Source organism: Paracoccus sp. DMF-8 (assembly GCF_029309835.1).
Classification (GTDB): Bacteria; Pseudomonadota; Alphaproteobacteria; order Rhodobacterales; family Rhodobacteraceae; genus Paracoccus.
Genome location: NZ_JARJHL010000010.1, coordinates 319,314 through 333,111, shown reverse-complemented (window position 1 = coordinate 333,111; position 13,798 = coordinate 319,314). Strand labels below are relative to the sequence as shown.

16 protein-coding genes and 1 pseudogene are annotated in these 13,798 nt (G+C 63.7%); 6 read left to right on the top strand and 11 right to left on the bottom strand.

The annotated features are described in order from the left end of the window. Positions 1–26 precede the first annotated feature (26 nt). Both PE067_RS08685 and PE067_RS08680 read right to left on the bottom strand, forming a co-directional pair. Entirely contained in the window at positions 27–947 is a 921-nt protein-coding gene (locus PE067_RS08685; RefSeq protein ID WP_276188919.1) for a manganese-dependent inorganic pyrophosphatase, read from the bottom strand. 276 nt (positions 948–1,223) lie between these two features. After that, positions 1,224–1,379, bottom strand: a complete 156-nt coding sequence (locus PE067_RS08680; protein WP_276189524.1) for a hypothetical protein — start codon at positions 1,377–1,379, stop codon at positions 1,224–1,226. Here PE067_RS08680 and PE067_RS08675 point away from each other — a divergent pair. Beyond that, positions 1,308–2,327, top strand: coding sequence for a hypothetical protein (locus tag PE067_RS08675; RefSeq protein ID WP_276188917.1), 1,020 nt, complete (start codon positions 1,308–1,310; stop codon positions 2,325–2,327). The genes PE067_RS08680 and PE067_RS08675 overlap by 72 nt on opposite strands. A gap of 106 nt (positions 2,328–2,433) precedes the next feature. On the opposite strand, the gene PE067_RS08670 is transcribed toward PE067_RS08675, so the two are convergent. After that, positions 2,434–2,568 (bottom strand): hypothetical protein, encoded by a 135-nt coding sequence (locus tag PE067_RS08670; RefSeq protein ID WP_276188915.1) that lies wholly within the window; start codon positions 2,566–2,568, stop codon positions 2,434–2,436. A gap of 18 nt (positions 2,569–2,586) precedes the next feature. Beyond that, positions 2,587–3,690: a TraB/GumN family protein gene (locus tag PE067_RS08665; RefSeq protein ID WP_276188912.1), complete on the bottom strand. Its 1,104-nt coding sequence runs from the start codon at positions 3,688–3,690 to the stop codon at positions 2,587–2,589. Between the two features lie 239 nt (positions 3,691–3,929). Here PE067_RS08665 and PE067_RS08660 point away from each other — a divergent pair, with 239 nt between their 5' ends. From PE067_RS08660 to PE067_RS08645, 4 genes are all read left to right on the top strand, one after another. Beyond that, a complete protein-coding gene (locus PE067_RS08660; protein ID WP_276188910.1) occupies positions 3,930–4,217 on the top strand; it encodes a co-chaperone GroES in 288 nt (95 codons plus the stop codon). 45 nt (positions 4,218–4,262) lie between these two features. Next, positions 4,263–5,900, top strand: coding sequence for a chaperonin GroEL (groL, locus tag PE067_RS08655; RefSeq protein WP_276188908.1), 1,638 nt, complete (start codon positions 4,263–4,265; stop codon positions 5,898–5,900). Positions 5,901–6,320: 420 nt separating this feature from the next. Next, positions 6,321–6,719, top strand: coding sequence for a DUF983 domain-containing protein (locus tag PE067_RS08650; protein WP_276188906.1), 399 nt, complete (start codon positions 6,321–6,323; stop codon positions 6,717–6,719). Positions 6,720–6,731: 12 nt separating this feature from the next. Beyond that, on the top strand, positions 6,732–7,436 hold the full coding sequence (locus PE067_RS08645; protein WP_276188904.1) for an NUDIX domain-containing protein: 705 nt from the start codon (positions 6,732–6,734) through the stop codon (positions 7,434–7,436). Positions 7,437–7,495: 59 nt separating this feature from the next. On the opposite strand, the gene PE067_RS08640 is transcribed toward PE067_RS08645, so the two are convergent. The 3 genes and pseudogenes from PE067_RS08640 to PE067_RS08630 form a co-directional block, all read right to left on the bottom strand. Beyond that, positions 7,496–8,266: an enoyl-CoA hydratase-related protein gene (locus tag PE067_RS08640; protein ID WP_276188902.1), complete on the bottom strand. Its 771-nt coding sequence runs from the start codon at positions 8,264–8,266 to the stop codon at positions 7,496–7,498. A gap of 41 nt (positions 8,267–8,307) precedes the next feature. Beyond that, on the bottom strand, positions 8,308–8,760 hold the full coding sequence (locus PE067_RS08635; RefSeq protein ID WP_276188900.1) for a cytochrome c-type biogenesis protein CcmH: 453 nt from the start codon (positions 8,758–8,760) through the stop codon (positions 8,308–8,310). A gap of 80 nt (positions 8,761–8,840) precedes the next feature. Continuing rightward, a pseudogene (locus PE067_RS08630) lies at positions 8,841–10,810 on the bottom strand (heme lyase CcmF/NrfE family subunit). A gap of 191 nt (positions 10,811–11,001) precedes the next feature. Between PE067_RS08630 and PE067_RS08625 the strand changes: the two are divergent. Next, on the top strand, positions 11,002–11,202 hold the full coding sequence (locus tag PE067_RS08625; protein ID WP_276188898.1) for a CsbD family protein: 201 nt from the start codon (positions 11,002–11,004) through the stop codon (positions 11,200–11,202). Between the two features lie 69 nt (positions 11,203–11,271). Here the strand turns inward: PE067_RS08625 and PE067_RS08620 are convergent, their stop codons facing one another. The 4 genes from PE067_RS08620 to PE067_RS08605 form a co-directional block, all read right to left on the bottom strand. Then, positions 11,272–11,799: a holin family protein gene (locus tag PE067_RS08620; RefSeq protein WP_276188896.1), complete on the bottom strand. Its 528-nt coding sequence runs from the start codon at positions 11,797–11,799 to the stop codon at positions 11,272–11,274. Then, positions 11,799–12,410: a holin-associated N-acetylmuramidase gene (locus tag PE067_RS08615; protein ID WP_276188894.1), complete on the bottom strand. Its 612-nt coding sequence runs from the start codon at positions 12,408–12,410 to the stop codon at positions 11,799–11,801. The genes PE067_RS08620 and PE067_RS08615 overlap by 1 nt, the downstream gene beginning before the upstream one ends. 76 nt (positions 12,411–12,486) lie before the next feature. Further along, positions 12,487–12,936 carry a cytochrome c maturation protein CcmE gene (gene ccmE, locus PE067_RS08610; protein ID WP_276188892.1) on the bottom strand — a complete coding sequence of 150 codons (450 nt, stop codon included), beginning with the start codon at positions 12,934–12,936 and terminating at the stop codon, positions 12,487–12,489. Between the two features lie 16 nt (positions 12,937–12,952). After that, complete coding sequence (locus PE067_RS08605) at positions 12,953–13,765, bottom strand: aspartate/glutamate racemase family protein (RefSeq protein WP_276188890.1); 813 nt, start codon at positions 13,763–13,765, stop codon at positions 12,953–12,955. Positions 13,766–13,798: the final 33 nt, after the last annotated feature.

The window sequence follows — 13,798 nt, the reverse complement described above, 5'->3', positions numbered from 1 at the left end:
CGCCCGTATCGGGTCAGGGCGCAGGATCAGTCCGCAAGGGCCGGGATGATCTGTTTCTTGCGCGACATGATGCCGGGCAAGACGACGCTGTCGCCGGTGACGACGGCGCCAAAGCTTTTCTCGGCGATCTGCTTGACGAAGTCGTTGGGGATCAGCAGCGTCGCCTCTTCCTTCAGGATATCGATGACGAACAGCAGGACCTCGTCGGCGCCATCGGCGGCGGCAACGCCCGGCATCGCGGCCATCAGCGCGGCCTTGCGGTCCAGCAGGATCTGCGGCGCGGTGGTTTCCAGAACCGAAATGCGCAGCTGCTTGCCGCCCAGCTCGTATTCCTTGCTGTCCATGCGCAGCAGGTCGGCATCAGCGAAAGCCGAGACATCGGATTTCGCCGCAAACATTTCCGCCGCATATTCCGGGATCGAAACGCCCAGATCCTTCGCCAGCTTTTCAGCGACGAAACGGTCATGCGGCGTCGTGGTCGGGCTGCGGAATTCCAGCGTGTCAGAGAGGATGCAGGTCAGCATCGCGCCCTTGATCGCGGCAGGGGCGCGGTTCAGGTCCTCGTCGCCGATCAGGTCATGCATGATCGTCGCGGTGCAGGCCAGCGGGCGGATGGTGATGTTGATCGGCGTGCGGGTCTTGATACCGCCCGCCAGCAGGTGGTGGTCGATGATTTCCAGCACCTCGGCCTCGTTGATCGAGGCGGGCAGTTCGGCCGGGTTGTTGGTGTCGACGATGACGCATTTGTCGCCCGCCGCCACATCCGCGATGATCTCGGGCTTGTCCAGACCCCATTTCTGCAACAGCCATGCCGCTTCTGTATTGGGTTCGCCCTGCAGGACGGCCCCGGCGGGCGTCTTGCGCACTTCGGAAAGATACCAGGCCCAGATGATGGGAGAGCCGGTCGAATCGGTGTCTGGGGCCTTGTGGCCGAAAACCTTGATCATGGGATACCTGCGAAATGCTTTGAAGGTCGCGGGCGTTATAGGTGCAGCGGCTGCGGATGTCTATTGATCCCGCGGCGGGCGCGACTCGCTTAACCAAGATGCCTGGTTCGCATTGCATCGCCCGCGCGGACACAGCAATTACGAAATCGTGACCTTCTCGACCTCAACTCGTGAACAATGGGATAACGGACAATGGCTGTTCTTGCACGCGGCAACGGTTTTACAATCTCAAGCAACTTTGGCCGGACCGTCGTGGAAGGTTCGGTTACTTCCGGGTCACAAGGCGGCGGAAATTTCCTGAATTTTACCTTCGATCAGGCCCCGGTCCAGTATCGAAACGTATATGTGCAAATTGTGCCGATGACCGGCCAGACAGGTGATTTCTGGGATGATTTCTGGTCCAATCTGGTGAACGGCGAGCCAGCGGATCAATTTGCTCTGTCCAGCTTCGTTTCCGTTGAATCTCGGGGGGCGTTCACGGTCAGACTGAATGCTGATACCTTTCAGGAGCGCGACGAAAGGTTCGAAATCAGAGTCTATGAAAGTGTTACGGACTCCGCTTTAGGTCGTCCCGCACTGCTGTCGGCTAGCTTTACCGTCCAGGATGACGACATCAACGGAACCGCAAGGGCCGACAATCTGGTCGGCCGTCTCCGGGCCGATCACCTCGGAGGGTATGGTGGCAACGACACGCTGAACGGCGGAGCCGGGGCCGACACCTTGAACGGTGGCGCGGGCGCGGACAGGATGCTGGGAGGCTTGGGCAATGACATCTATATCGTCGACAATGCGGGCGACCGGGTGATCGAACTGGCGGGTCAGGGCACCGACACCGTCCGTTCGACCGTGAATTTCACGCTTGGGGCGAATGTCGAAAATCTGGTGCTGTTGGGCAATGGCGATCTGGCGGGCACCGGCAACGCGCTGAGCAACAGCATCACCGGCAATGCCGGGGACAATATTCTGCGGGGTGGTCTGGGGGCCGATATCCTGAATGGCGGCGCGGGCGACGACCGGCTGACCGGCGGGCTGGGCGCGGACCGTCTGACCGGCGGGGCGGGGGCGGATGTCTTTGTTTTTGAGCATCTGCTTGAATCCCGGCCGATGGCTGCGGCGCGCGATGTGATCGTCGATTTCAACCGCGCACAAGGCGACCGCATCGACCTGAGCGTGATCGACGCGAACACCACCCGCGCCGGGGATCAGGCCTTTTCCTATATCGGCAGCGCCGCATTTTCCGAAACGGCCGGAGAGTTGCGGGCGGTGCGGCTGAATGGCGCGCTGTTCGTCAACGGCGATGTCAATGGCGACGGCAAGGCGGATTTCTCGGTGCAGGTGAATATGGCCGGCCCGCTGCTTGGGACAGATTTCATTCTGTAAGAACCATCAGCCCCGTGCGCCAGCGCGGGGCTGACGTTTGCAGGCCGGTCTTGCAGGGACTGGCGGCATTCGTCGCCAGTCCCTGCATGGCCCGATATCAGCCAGTTCATCCGCAGATCCATGGCAAAGAGCGCATCAGCGCCCGGTCGATGGGCGCAAGCCCGTAGCAGGCCAGCCCGACCGCCATCCCCATCGCAAATGTCGCCAGAAAGATCGCGTGACGGCGCAGCTCGGGCAGCATGTCAGCCGCCGTTCGGGGTCAATTCGCGCGGTCGGGCAAATTCAGGTTCAGCCGCGTCAGGGTCCAGCCATCCTGCTGCAACAGGTTCAGCACGCCCTTTTCGCCGGGCAGATGCAGCGCGCCGAAGGCCGCGATGACATGCCCCCCCACCCGCTTGTCCGCCGCCTGCTTGTCCGCCGCCTGCCTCTCCGCCGCCTGACGCGCGGCATCGGTCAGGGGCGCGATCCAGCTTTCGTTGCGTTCGTCCATCATCTTGGTCTGGGCCAGCACGAATTGCTGGTCGATCCGGTCGCGCGGCAACCCGCTGTTTTCATAGGCGTCAATGCGTCCGAATTCCCAGATGCGCCAGACATCCTGCTGGAAATAGGCGTTGACCAGCGTGGTGCCGTAATCATCGGCATGTTCGGCGGCGGGCAAGGCGGCGACGATCATCTCGATTTCCTCGTCCGGGGTCAGGCCCTGAAACAGCGAAAACAGCGTGTCCCAGGGTTCCAGCGCGGCAATGGGCGTGTCGCTGATTTCGGCCCGATCCATCAGCAACTGATCCAGCCCGCCGGTCTTTCCGGTTTCCGCCACCTGCTGCAACATGCAGGGCGACAGGCCCATCATCATCGACACATACCAGGGCCGCATCTTGGACACGACAAAGGCGGGAATGCCGCGCGCGCCCATGGTCTGCGACACCGAATCCCATTCCCCCGGCGCAAGGCGTTCCGGCAGGGTCGGGCCATCCTGATCCATCAGCAGATTCGGGTCGTCGATCATCGCCTGCTGAAGCCGCGCCATTTCCTGCGGCCCCGCCTCGACCAGCAGGCGGTCGGCCTCGTCGATCATCGGGCCGAAACGGTCCAGCACGGCATCATGACGGGGATCGCCGAAATGATAGGTGCCGATCAGGGTCAGGCGCATGTCATCCTTGCGCGCCTCCCAGAACAGGCCGTGACGAAAGGGCACGCCCTCGACCGCCGCATCCAGCGCGGCGCGCTGGTCCGGGTCCATCCGGGCGATCAGGTCCTGCCCCACGCATTCGGCGGCGGAAACCGGCGCGGCAAGGGCAAAAACGGACGCGAAAACGGAAAGGGCGGCGGCGGTCAGGCGAAGGCGCAGGGCAGCAAGGCGCATGGCGGCGATAGGCTCCGGTGATTGGGCACGGGTCGCGGCAGGATGGCACGCCCCCGCGCCAAGTGCCAGCGCAGGCGGGGTTTGCCGGCGATTTTCGGAAAGCCACGGGCGGACGGGGAAAATTAGCGGTTGCAGGCTGTTGACAGCCCCTGACGCCAAACCTAGATAGCTCGTCATTGGCACTCGCATCAGGTGAGTGCCAACAGCAACACTGAAACCTGAAACACCGGAGTGTTCACATGGCATTCAAACCGCTGCACGACCGCGTTCTGGTCCGCCGCGTCCAGTCGGACGAAAGAACCAAGGGCGGCCTGATCATCCCCGACAGCGCCAAGGAAAAACCCGCCGAGGGCGAAATCGTCTCGGTCGGCGAAGGCGCGCGCAAGGATTCGGGCGAGCTGATCGCGCCGAGCGTGAAAGCTGGCGACCGCATCCTGTTCGGCAAATGGTCGGGCACCGAGGTCACCGTCGACGGCGAAGAACTGCTGATCATGAAGGAAAGCGACATCCTCGGCATCATCAGCTGAGCGAACGTCCATCCTTTCAACGAAACGAATTCAGGGAATTGAAAAATGGCTGCTAAGGAAGTCAAGTTCGGCACCGACGCCCGCGACCGCATGCTGAAAGGCGTGAACATCCTCGCGGATGCCGTCAAGGTCACTCTCGGCCCGAAAGGCCGCAACGTCGTCATCGACAAGTCGTTCGGCGCACCGCGCATCACCAAGGACGGCGTTTCGGTCGCCAAGGAAATCGAACTGTCCGACAAGTTCGAAAACATGGGCGCCCAGATGGTCCGCGAAGTCGCGTCGCGCACCAATGACGAAGCCGGCGACGGCACCACCACCGCGACCGTGCTGGCCCAGGCCATCATCAAGGAAGGTCTGAAATCGGTTGCAGCCGGTCTGAACCCGATGGACCTGAAGCGCGGCATCGATCTGGCGACCTCGAAAGTCGTCGAAGCGATCAAAGGCGCATCGCGCCCGGTCAGTGACAGCGACGAAGTCGCGCAGGTCGGCACCATTTCGGCCAACGGCGAGGCCCAGATCGGCCGCTTCATCGCTGACGCCATGCAGAAAGTCGGCAACGAGGGTGTCATCACCGTCGAAGAAAACAAAGGCATGGAAACCGAGGTCGAAGTCGTCGAAGGCATGCAGTTCGACCGCGGCTACCTGTCGCCCTACTTCGTCACCAACCCCGACAAGATGGTCGCGGATCTGGAAGACGCCTTCATCCTGCTGCACGAGAAAAAGCTCTCGTCGCTGCAGCCGATGGTTCCGCTGCTGGAAGCCGTCATCCAGTCGGGCAAGCCCCTGCTGATCATCGCCGAAGACGTCGAAGGCGAGGCTCTGGCCACGCTGGTCGTCAACAAGCTGCGCGGCGGTCTGAAAATCGCTGCCGTCAAGGCTCCGGGCTTCGGCGATCGCCGCAAGGCCATGCTGCAGGACATCGCGATCCTGACCGGCGGTCAGGTCATCAGCGAAGATCTGGGCATGAAGCTGGAAAACGTCACCATCGACATGCTGGGCCGCGCGAAAAAAGTTTCGATCAACAAGGACAACACCACCATCGTCGATGGTTCGGGTGAAAAAGCCGAGATCGAAGCCCGCGTCAGCCAGATCCGCCAGCAGATCGAGGAAACCACCTCGGACTACGACAAGGAAAAACTGCAAGAGCGCGTGGCCAAACTGGCTGGCGGCGTTGCCGTGATCCGCGTCGGCGGCATGACCGAAGTCGAAGTGAAAGAGCGCAAGGACCGCGTCGATGACGCGCTGAACGCGACCCGCGCCGCCGTTCAAGAGGGCGTAGTCGTCGGTGGTGGCGTTGCTCTGGTTCAGGGCGGCAAGGTGCTGGAAGGCCTGAAGGGCGAAAACCCCGATCAGGAAGCCGGCGTCGCCATCGTGCGCCGCGCGCTGGAGGCTCCGATGCGCCAGATCGCTGAAAACGCTGGCGTCGACGGCGCTGTCGTGGCCGGCAAGGTCCGCGAATCGAGCGACAAGGCATTCGGCTTCAACGCGCAGACCGAAGAATATGGCGACATGTTCAAATTCGGCGTCATCGACCCGGCCAAGGTCGTGCGCACCGCGCTGGAAGATGCGGCCTCGGTTGCTGGCCTGCTGATCACCACCGAAGCGATGATCTCTGAAAAGCCCGAGCCGAAACCGGCTGGCGGCGGCATGCCCGACATGGGCGGCATGGGCGGCATGATGTAATCATCCCCCTGCCTCTGGCAGATCGGGGCGCCCCATCGGGGCGCCCTTTTTCATGCGCGATGGCCCGCTTTCGCCTTGACCGCCGCAGGTCCATTCCGGAAGGCACCCAAATCCGCCCGCCCCTGCTGAAACAGCGCATCTTGTGCGACAACCCCGAACAATGGCTGGGCGCCCCGCGCCGCTGGCCCGTCGCTGGCGGGACTGGCGCTGGCGGGACTGGCGCTAGCGGGGCTGATGCAGGGCCCCCTGCGTGAAGGCACCCTGCCCGCAGGCTGGCGTGACCGAGACAGGATCGCCATGCCGCCCGCGCCGCTCTGCGACCTATTGTCCAAGCCTTGGGCAAAGCTTTGCCCTTTCATTTCCCGGCAGGATCTCTATCTTTGCCGCAGCACAGCAATGGACGCTGCAAAGGACGCTGCGATGTCGGACACATTCCCCTCGGAAACGCACCATGACCGCTCGGTCAAACAGGCGCTGCTGCGCGGTTTCATGTGCCGCTGTCCGGCTTGCGGCCAGGGCAGGATGTTCGACGGCTATCTGACCGTGAAATCCGAATGCCCGAATTGCGGCGAGGATCTGCACCACCAGCGCGCCGATGACGGCCCCGCCTATCTGACCATCCTGATCGTCTCGCATCTGGGTGCGCCCCTGCTGCTGGCGATCTATCTGGCCTATCGCCCCTCGGCGATGTCGATGCTGATCGGCTTTTCGATTGGCGCCGTCGTGCTGTCGCTGGCCCTGCTGCCGCGCTTCAAGGGCGGTTTCGTCGGCTTTCAATGGGCGCGCCGGATGCACGGCTTTGGCGGCCATGCCGATTAAGGCCGGATACGCGTGACCGACCATCCCAACCCCAACCCGGTTCCGATCCGCGACGCCGCAACCATCGTCGTGCTGGACCGCGATGCGGCGGGGGGGCCTGCGGTCCTGATGGGCCAACGCGGCAAGAAGGCGGCCTTCATGCCGTCGAAATACGTCTTTCCGGGGGGCGCGCTGGATGCCGATGATCTGGGCATCAGCTTTTCGTCGCCCCTGACGCCGTCATCCCTGCAACGCCTGCTGGCCGAACAGCGCGACGCCTCTGTCGCCACGCCCGAGGGGCTGGCCGCCGCCGCCCTGCGCGAACTGGCCGAGGAAACCGGGCTGCTCTGCGGCGCGGCGGGTGCGGCGCCCGCGACATGGCCGGGCTATGTTTCGGGCGGCATCAGCCCGGATCCGTCGGGGCTGATCTATTTCTTCCGCGCGATCACGCCCCCGCATCAGCCCCGGCGTTTCGACACACGCTTCTTTCTGCTGGATACCGCGATGATCCACGGCGATCCGCACGATTTTTCCCGCGCCAGCGACGAGCTGTCGAACATCCATTGGGTCCCCCTGGCCGAGGCGCGCCGGCTGGACCTGCCCTTCATCACCGAAATCGTTCTGGCCGAAGTGGGCGCGCTGCTGCGCCGCACCATCGGCACCCCACAGGACGACCCCGAGGGCGTGCCCTTTTTCGACAATCGCGGCACCAGCCCGCGCTTCATCCGCATCGCCTGATTACGGCTGACGCGCGGGCCGGATGGCTCAGGCGCCGGTTGTGTCAGGCGCCTGATATGTCAGGCACCGGTGAATTGCGCCGCGCGCTTTTGCAAAAAGGCGCTGACGCCTTCGGTGAAATCGGCGCTTTGGCCCAATTCGCCCTGCAGACGCGCCTCGACCTGCAACTGACGGGCAAAATCATTCGCGGCGGATGCGGCCAGCGCCTCGCGCACGGCCAGATAGGCGCGGGTCGGCCCCTTGGCCAGCGCAAGCGCACGCGCCGCCACGACAGCGGCGAATTCCTCATCCGCGACGGCTTCCCAGATCATGCCCCAATCGGCGGCCTGATCGGCGGTGATGCTGTCGGCAAACAGCATCGCCCCCATGGCGCGCGCCTGCCCGACCAGACGCGGCAGGACATGGGTGCCACCCGCATCGGGCATCAGGCCAATGCGGGTAAAGGCCTGCACGAAACTCGCCGAACGCGCCGCGATCACGACATCGGCGACCAGCGCCAGATTGGCCCCCGCCCCCGCCGCAACCCCGTTCACGGCGGCAATCACCGGCACCGGCGCATTGCGCAGGGCGTGGATCATCGGTTCATATTCGTCGCGCAGCGTGCCTTCCAGATCGGCGGCGGCACGGGCATCGCCCAGATCCTGCCCCGAACAAAAGGCCCGCCCGGCGCCGGTCAGGACCAGACAGCGCGTGCCCGCAGGCAGCGCCGTCGCCGCATGGGTGATTTCGGCGCGCATGGTCGAACTCAGCGCATTCATCACCTCGGGGCGGTTCATCGTCACCGTGGCGACACCGTCCTGCATGGCAAAAAGAATTGTCTGGTAATCCATCCGCTTGCTCCCCCGCGTGATCTTGCGCGAGGGGCAGTTTTTCAGTCGCGCATGAGACTGTCGAGCCTTTTGCGCTCTTCGGCGGAAAGGACGTCGGGTGCCTTTTCCTCACGCGCGCGCGAAGCCATGAATCGCCATGCGATCAGCAGCGCCAGCACCGCCATGATCGGCCCCGCCAGATAAAGCAGCCAGTTCAGCCCGCGCCGGGGCGGCTCGAACAAAACGATTTCGCCAAAGCGTTCGGTGATCGCGTCGATGGCCTGCTGGTCGGTGTCACCCGCGACCAGACGGTCACGCACGAACAGGCGCAGGTCGCGGCTGATCGGCGCATTGGAATCGTCGATGTTTTCGCCCGCGCAGACCGGACAGCGCAACACGCGCGAGATGTCGCGCGCCCGCGCCTCCAGCACCGGATCGTCCAGAATCTCATCGGGCTGCACAGCCAGCGCAGGCAGCGCGATCAGCAGGGACAGGCACAGGATCAGGGCGCGCATGGGCTTTGGGGTCCGTCGGTCAGTCATTATCATTCGGCGGGCATCGTCATTCGGCGGGTGTCGTCATTCGGCGGGTGTCGTCATTCGGCGGGTGTAGGGCGCGGCGCGGCAGGACCGGCGCGGCGGGCACCGGCTGCGACACGATAGCGACGGTCCGACAGCGACACCAGCGCACCAAACGCCATCAGCGCCGAACCCAGCCAGATCCATGCGGCAAAGGGTTTGACATAGCTGCGCACCGCCCAGCCCCCGCCCTGCTGCGGATCGCCGATCACCAGATAGATGTCGCGGAAAAACCCGCTGCGGATCGCGGCTTCGGTCGTCGGCATCGCCTGCACCGGATAGATGCGTTTTTCGGGATAAAGCGTGCCGATGGCGCGACCGTTCCGCGCCACGCTCATGGTCGCGACGGTGGCGTTGTAATTCGGGCCGGGATGGTCCTCGACCGCGTCCAGCGTGACCTGATAGCGGCCGACCGGGAAGGTCTGGCCGACCTGCGCCACGCGGATATCCTCGACCTGCCAGGCCATCAGCAGGCTGACCCCGATGAAGGTGACGCCAGGGCTCGCATGGGCAATCGCCTTGCCCCAATCGGCGCGCGGCAGGCGCAGCAAGCGCGCCGCGCCGGAATTGCCGGTGCGCTGCCACAGGTCAACCGCAGCCCCGGCGATCAACCAGCTGCCAAGCGCGGAACCGATCACCGCCAGCCCCGAATTCCCGGTCGAGACCGCGTAAACCAGCGCCGCCACGGCCAGCGCGAAAAGCAGCGCCCCACGCAAGGGCCTGGCGGTCCGTTTCAGGTTGCCACGCTTCCACGGCAGGATGGCGCCTGCTGGCAGGATCACGGCCAGCGCGATCATGAAGGGGGTGAAGGCCTTGTTGAAAAATGGCTCGCCCACCGACAGTTTCGCGCCCCAGCCCATTTCCGCGACCAGCGGCCAGACCGTGCCGACAAACACGACCAGCGCCGAAACCGCCAGCAGTATGTTGTTCATCACCAGCGCACCTTCACGCGATACCGGCGCGAACAGGCCCCGGCCTGCATCGCGCTGGCCCGCATCGCGAACAGCACCAGCGCGCCGCCGACGAAAAACGCCAGGATCGCCAGAATGAACACGCCGCGTTCCGGGTCATGGGCAAAGCTGTGGACCGATGTGATCACGCCCGAGCGCACAATGAACGTGCCGATCAGCGAAAAGCCAAAGGCCATGATCGCCAGCAGGATCGTCCAGCTTTTCAGCACCTCGCGCTTTTCGACGACGATGGCGGAATGCAGCAGGGCGGCGGCCAGCAGCCAGGGCATGAAGCTGGCGTTTTCGACCGGGTCCCAGAACCAGAAGCCGCCCCAGCCCAGCTCGTAATAGGCCCACCACGATCAAGCGCGATGCCGATGGTCAGGAACATCCGAGGCGCTGAGGGTCCAGGGCCGCACCCAACGCGCCCATGCCGCATCGACGCGCCCCTCGATCAGGGCGGCCAGCGCAAAGCTGAAGGCCATCGAAAGGCCGACATAGCCCAGATAGAGAAACGGCGGGTGGAAGGCCAGGCCAGGGTCTTGCAGCAGCGGGTTCAGGTCGCGCCCATTGAAGGGCGGGTTGACCAGCCGCAGGAAGGGGTTCGAGGTGAACAGGATGAACGCATAGAAGGCCGCGCCGATCGCGCCCTGAACCGCCAATGCGCGGGCGCGCAGCTTGGGCGGCAGGTTCGGGTCGAAGCTGGCGGCCGCCGCGCCGAACAGCGCCAGGATCAGCACCCACAGCAGCATCGAGCCCTCGTGGTTCCCCCAGACCCCGGAAATCTTGTAGATCATCGGCTTGGCGGTATGCGAATTCTCATAGACGAGCTTGACCGAGAAATCCGAGGTCACAAAGGCAATCGTCAGCGCAACAAAGGACACCAGCACCAGCCCGAACTGCATCAGGGCGGCGGGCCGCGCGGATTCGATCCAACCGGTCCAGCCCTTATGCGCCCCGATCAGCGGCACGAATGTCTGAAACAACGACACCGCAAAGGCGATGATAAGGGCAAAATGGCCGATCTCTGCGATCATCTGGCTACTCCCGTCTGATCGGCGAAGAATAGCCGCGCGCGCGGTCCCGGACCAGCCCCACCATTGGGTCAGATGGTCACAGCCGCGTGGCCCCCGGGACCGGCGGAATGCCGCACCGCCGCAATTTTTGTCGGAACCTTCGCAAAGCCGGGGGGTTTTTTCCGCATACTGCTCTGAAACAGGAGAAAGCCATGAATTGGGATATCATCAAAGGCAAGTGGACGCAGCTTACCGGCTCGGTCAAGGAAAAATGGGGCGAGCTGACCGATGACGACCTGACCCAGATCGAAGGGGAACAGGACAAGCTGGCCGGCAAGTTGCAGGAAAAATACGGCTGGACCAAGGAAGAAGCGAACGATCAGATCAACAACTTCTTCCGCGACAAAAGCTGACCTGCCCGATATGGCAAAGCCCCCGACGCTGGTCGGGGGCTTTTTTTATGGTGGCGGCAATGGTCGCGGCTAAAGAGTGGCCGCCCAATCGCGCAGCGCGGCATTATCGGCGAAATCGTCATTGACCGGCACGCGCGACGCCAGCGCCTTCGGGCTGGCCGGCGATCGGGTTGTCTCCGGCCTGTTCCTGGCGACGGTCCGGTTGAAGCCGCGGACGCGGTAATAATGCGCCTCTCGCGCGCCGAAATAAAAGCTGATGATCGCCCCCAGAAGCCACCACAGGGGTTCCGGCACAAGGTTCAGGTTTTCCATGCGCAGCCCGAAACCTTCGGGTTCGGTCATCGCATAGACGAACAGCCCAAGCGTCCCCATCGTCAGGACCGGGCGCGGCAAGCGGTTCAGGCCATTGACGAAACTGTCGAACCAGCCGCCGCGATGGGACTGGAACTCAACGCCCATCTGGGTGATGGCGCGGGCATAGGCTTCCTCGTCCAGCTCCATCCGGCGGGTCTGGTTGACGTTGAAGATTTCCGCGATATTCGTGGCCGCCGTCCCCACCGCCGCCGCCGTGCCGCCAATGCCGGTAATGCGTTCCATCATGCCCATTTCGCGATCCTCATCCGGTGTTCGGCCGCGCTGAGGTGATAGCGGTCCGCGATGAACTCCTCGGCGCGGGTGATCCAGCCCCCCTTGCCGCCGGTCGTGGTGCGGGCGTATTTGCGGCTGGCCGGGCGGCTGTCGGCCAGGGCGTAGTAATAGTTGCGCCGCGCGACGCCATAGGCATCGGCGATATGGTCGGGCGCGGCAGCGGCGGCGGCATTGACGGCGGCCAGCGTTTTCGGCCCGATGATGCCGTCATCCTTGGCTGCAAAGCCCATGCGCGTCGCCAGCCGCTGCAGGATCCGGATCGCATTGGCGCCCGCATTGACATACATGTCAAAGACCGAAGCCTGCAGGCCGGCAGGCAGTTCGGCCAGCCCCGGCTTGCGAAAGTAATGTTCGACATAGACGTCGCGCGCCTGTTCGCGGGTCAGCGCCCCGACATCATTGACATCGACGCGCCCGTCGCGGTTCAGGTCCAGCCCAAGCCGCTGCATCGTGCCGATGGTGACGCCGTATTTCGTCGCCCCGCCCGGATCGTCGGGATCGTTGACGTAGCCCCCTTCGCGCGCGATGATTTCGGTCGCGATCTGTTCGACGGTTTTCATTTTTGCCCCCGGTTTTACCAAGGGCAACAGGGTCGGCGGGGACCGTTAACTCTTCGTTAACACTGAGTGCGTTGCGTCAGGCGTTCGGATCAACGTAAACGCCGGTTGCCTTCAGTGTATCAATGACCTCTTTGGGCATGTAGCTTTCATCATGTTTCGCAAGCAGGTTATCCGCCTCGAACATCCCGGCGCGGTAATAGCCTTTGACGATGGTTCCGTCACCTTCTGCAAAAAGGTCGGGCTGGGGATCGCGCCCGACATACCGCACAGGAACCTCGGTCACCCCATCCGTGATGACGAAATCGAACTCTACGCCCTCTCGTTCGACAATCGAGCCATCCAGAACCAGCCCACCCAACTGAAAATATTCGTCGGGATCAGGCGTTGCAGCAGCCAGTTCACTGGGCGAACGATACAGGTTGATCCCGTCGCGGAACCCGTAACCCACCAGCGCCGTGGCCAGAACCAGCGCCAGGGCAGAAGCGCCGATGATCTGCTTGCGGCGGGTCTTTTTCAGGTTCTTCATCTGTTGCCTTGCCTTTTCAAGCTTGGTCGAAACTGATCCCGTGACGCAGGAATTGCGTGGCCTTGCCGGAAACCCGCACCGGGTCGCCCGTGGTCAGAAACCGCGACCGCGTGCCGCTGCCCAGCATTTCGGGCCTGCGTTTCAGATAATCCTCCAGGCTTTCCGCGACAAGGTTCGCCTGCGAATAGACCGTGACATCGGGGCCAAGCGCCTTTTGGAACGCGGCCTGCATCAGCGGGTAATGTGTGCAGCCCAGGATCGCCGCCTCGGGGTGGGGCATGCGGCGTTTCAGGGCCTCGACATGGCTGGTGACCAGCGCCTCGGCCAGCAGTTCGTCGCCCTGTTCGATGGCATCGACCACCCCGCCGCAAGGTTGAGCTTCGACGTCTACCCCTATGGCGCGAAAGGCCAATTCGCGCTGAAAGGCGCGGCTGGCGACGGTCGCCGGGGTGGCGAACAGCGCGACATGTTTCACCTGCACCTCGCGCGGGGGGCTGTTGTCGCCCCAACGCCGTTCGGTCAGCGCCTCGATCATCGGGACAAAGACGCCCAGCACCCGCTTGCCTTCGGGCAGCCAGCTTTCCTGCATGCGACGAAGCGCCGCGGCGGATGCGGTGTTGCAGGCCAGGATCACCAGATCGCAGCCTTCTTCCCACAGGCGTTCGACGCCCCGGCAGGTCAGATCATAGATGTCATCGGCATCGCGCACGCCGTAAGGCGTATGGGCATTGTCGCCCAGATAGACCAGCGGCAGATCGGGCATGCGTGCGGCGATGGCCTGGTTGACCGTCAGCCCGCCCAGGCCCGAATCGAAAACGCCTACCGCCATGTGATCCTCCGTCATCCCCGTGCCGTTGTGGTT

Bases quoted from the DNA above. Each gene is read 5' to 3' on its own strand.
- PE067_RS08685 (WP_276188919.1), bottom strand. From the start codon at position 947: ATGATCAAGGTTTTCGGCCACAAGGCCCCAGACACCGATTCGACCGGC.
- PE067_RS08675 (WP_276188917.1), top strand. From the start codon at position 1,308: ATGACCGGCCAGACAGGTGATTTCTGGGATGATTTCTGGTCCAATCTG.
- PE067_RS08670 (WP_276188915.1), bottom strand. From the start codon at position 2,568: ATGCTGCCCGAGCTGCGCCGTCACGCGATCTTTCTGGCGACATTTGCG.
- PE067_RS08665 (WP_276188912.1), bottom strand. From the start codon at position 3,690: ATGCGCCTTGCTGCCCTGCGCCTTCGCCTGACCGCCGCCGCCCTTTCC.
- PE067_RS08660 (WP_276188910.1), top strand. From the start codon at position 3,930: ATGGCATTCAAACCGCTGCACGACCGCGTTCTGGTCCGCCGCGTCCAG.
- groL (WP_276188908.1), top strand. From the start codon at position 4,263: ATGGCTGCTAAGGAAGTCAAGTTCGGCACCGACGCCCGCGACCGCATG.
- PE067_RS08650 (WP_276188906.1), top strand. From the start codon at position 6,321: ATGTCGGACACATTCCCCTCGGAAACGCACCATGACCGCTCGGTCAAA.
- PE067_RS08640 (WP_276188902.1), bottom strand. From the start codon at position 8,266: ATGGATTACCAGACAATTCTTTTTGCCATGCAGGACGGTGTCGCCACG.
- PE067_RS08635 (WP_276188900.1), bottom strand. From the start codon at position 8,760: ATGCGCGCCCTGATCCTGTGCCTGTCCCTGCTGATCGCGCTGCCTGCG.
- PE067_RS08625 (WP_276188898.1), top strand. From the start codon at position 11,002: ATGAATTGGGATATCATCAAAGGCAAGTGGACGCAGCTTACCGGCTCG.
- PE067_RS08620 (WP_276188896.1), bottom strand. From the start codon at position 11,799: ATGGAACGCATTACCGGCATTGGCGGCACGGCGGCGGCGGTGGGGACG.
- PE067_RS08615 (WP_276188894.1), bottom strand. From the start codon at position 12,410: ATGAAAACCGTCGAACAGATCGCGACCGAAATCATCGCGCGCGAAGGG.
- ccmE (WP_276188892.1), bottom strand. From the start codon at position 12,936: ATGAAGAACCTGAAAAAGACCCGCCGCAAGCAGATCATCGGCGCTTCT.
- PE067_RS08605 (WP_276188890.1), bottom strand. From the start codon at position 13,765: ATGGCGGTAGGCGTTTTCGATTCGGGCCTGGGCGGGCTGACGGTCAAC.